This is a genomic window from Aminobacter aganoensis (genome assembly GCF_014206975.1).
In the GTDB taxonomy this organism is placed as follows: domain Bacteria; phylum Pseudomonadota; class Alphaproteobacteria; order Rhizobiales; family Rhizobiaceae; genus Aminobacter; species Aminobacter aganoensis.
Map to the genome: position 1 here is coordinate 1 of NZ_JACHOU010000038.1, position 2,500 is coordinate 2,500.

A 2,500-nucleotide genomic window follows, 5' to 3' on the forward strand; every position below is an offset into this window, starting at 1 on the left:
GATTTGGCTTATCCCGCGTCGTCGGCCGCTGGGGTCCTTGCGGGCGGCTGATGCGGTTGTAATCAGACGGTCAGCCGGCAGCCAGATACCAAAACGCCCGCCGCATTTCTGCGTCGGGCGTTTTTGTATTTGGTTGCGGGGACAGGATTTGAACCTGTGACCTTCAGGTTATGAGCCTGACGAGCTACCGGGCTGCTCCACCCCGCGCCACCATGTGCAGGAATTTCCTGCATGTATTCCGGTCTCCTTGCCTTCATGTAGGCATTTGCCTACGCGAATGCGAGGGATTTCGTGTCCTGTCCAATGGAAAGGGCCGCTTACGCGGCCCCTTGATCCCGTTGGCGGGCCATTTTCGCAAAGAGAAGATGTTGGTGACCGACACCGCGTTTTGCGATGTCCATATTACATGCCCTTGGCAGACCTGGCAGCGACTTACTCTCCCGCGTCTTGAGACGAAGTACCATCAGCGCTGGAGCGTTTCACGGCCGAGTTCGGAATGGGATCGGGTGCAGCCGCTCCGCCATAACCACCAGGTCGGCAAAAGGCATGTAATCGAGAAGCTGTTTTGAGCGAGTAGGGAGTAGTCAGTAGCGAATGGTATCTATTCACCGCTCACTATTCTCTATTCGCTGGTCTTGTCTGTGCCGTTCACGCTTGGCGACGATCCCTTGGGGATCGCACCGCGATGAACATAAGGAATGAGAACGATCAAGCCTATCGAACTATTAGTACCGGTAAGCTTCATGCATTGCTGCACTTCCACACCCGGCCTATCAACGTGGTCGTCTTCCACGGTTCTCAGGGAATACTCGTTTTAAGGTGGGTTTCCCGCTTAGATGCCTTCAGCGGTTATCCCGTCCGGATATAGCTACCCTGCTATGCGGCTGGCGCCACAACAGGTCCACCAGAGATCCGTCCATCCCGGTCCTCTCGTACTAGGGACAGATCCTTTCAATATTCCTACACCCACGGCAGATAGGGACCGAACTGTCTCACGACGTTCTGAACCCAACTCACGTACCGCTTTAAATGGCGAACAGCCATACCCTTGGGACCTGCTCCAGCCCCAGGATGCGATGAGTCGACATCGAGGTGCCAAACAACCCCGTCGATATGGACTCTTGGGGGTCATCAGCCTGTTATCCCCGGCGTACCTTTTATCCGTTGAGCGATGGCCCTTCCACACGGGACCACCGGATCACTATGACCGACTTTCGTCTCTGCTCGACTTGTCAGTCTCGCAGTCAGGCAGGCTTATGCCATTGCACTCAGCGAACGATTTCCGACCGTTCTGAGCCCACCATCGCGCGCCTCCGTTACTCTTTAGGAGGCGACCGCCCCAGTCAAACTACCCACCATACATTGTCCCGGACCCGGATAACGGGCCGCGGTTAGACATCCATAGAGATAAGGGTGGTATTTCAAGGGTGGCTCCACCAAGGCTGGCGCCCTGGCTTCAAAGCCTACCACCTATCCTACACATGCCACTACGAATGCCAATGTAAAGCTATAGTAAAGGTGCACGGGGTCTTTCCGTCTAACCGCAGGAACCCCGCATCTTCACGGGGAATTCAATTTCACTGAGTCTATGCTGGAGACAGCGGGGAAGTCGTTACGCCATTCGTGCAGGTCGGAACTTACCCGACAAGGAATTTCGCTACCTTAGGACCGTTATAGTTACGGCCGCCGTTTACTGGGGCTTCGATTCAAAGCTTGCACCTCTCCTCTTAACCTTCCAGCACCGGGCAGGCGTCAGACCCTATACGTCGTCTTGCGACTTCGCAGAGCCCTGTGTTTTTGATAAACAGTCGCTACCCCCTGGTCTGTGCCACCCCCATACACTTGCGTGCAAAGGGGTCACGCTTCTTCCGAAGTTACGCGTGCAATTTGCCGAGTTCCTTCAGCATAGTTCTCTCAAGCGCCTTGGTATACTCTACCAGTCCACCAGTGTCGGTTTCGGGTACGGTCTATAAGTGGGAGCTATTTCCTGGAACCGCTCCGCTGCCGGGATCAATCCAATAAGACCCGACAACTTGTGCGATCCGTCACTACCCACAGGCCCACGAATATTAACGTGGTTCCCATCGTCTACGCGTTTCCGCCTCGACTTAGGGGCCGGCTAACCCTGCTCAGATTAGCTTTAAGCAGGAACCCTTGGACTTTCGGCGGGGGTGTCTCTCACACCCCTTACGTTACTCATGTCAGCATTCGCACTTCTGATACCTCCACCGCCCCTCACAGGTACGGCTTCGTCAGCTTACAGAACGCTCCGCTACCGCTTGCAGCAAGCTGCAAACCCTAAGCTTCGGTGTATGGCTTTAGCCCCGGTACATTTTCGGCGCAAAGACCCTTATTTAGACCAGTGAGCTGTTACGCTTTCTTTAAATGATGGCTGCTTCTAAGCCAACATCCTGGTTGTTTTGGGATCCTCACATCCTTTCCCACTTAGCCATAACTTGGGGACCTTAGCTGTAGGTCAGGGTTGTTTCCCTTTTCACGA

At 54.6% G+C, this 2,500-nt stretch carries 1 tRNA gene and 2 rRNA genes (1 of these 3 cut by a window edge); all 3 read right to left on the reverse strand.

The features are described 5' to 3' along the window. Positions 1–130: 130 nt before the first annotated feature. Positions 131–207 (reverse strand) — tRNA-Met (locus tag GGR00_RS27995). 212 nt (positions 208–419) lie between these two features. Continuing rightward, positions 420–534, reverse strand: a 5S ribosomal RNA gene (gene rrf, locus GGR00_RS28000). A gap of 170 nt (positions 535–704) precedes the next feature. Next, positions 705–2,500: ribosomal RNA gene (locus GGR00_RS28005) — 23S ribosomal RNA — on the reverse strand; it runs 1,016 nt beyond the window's last position.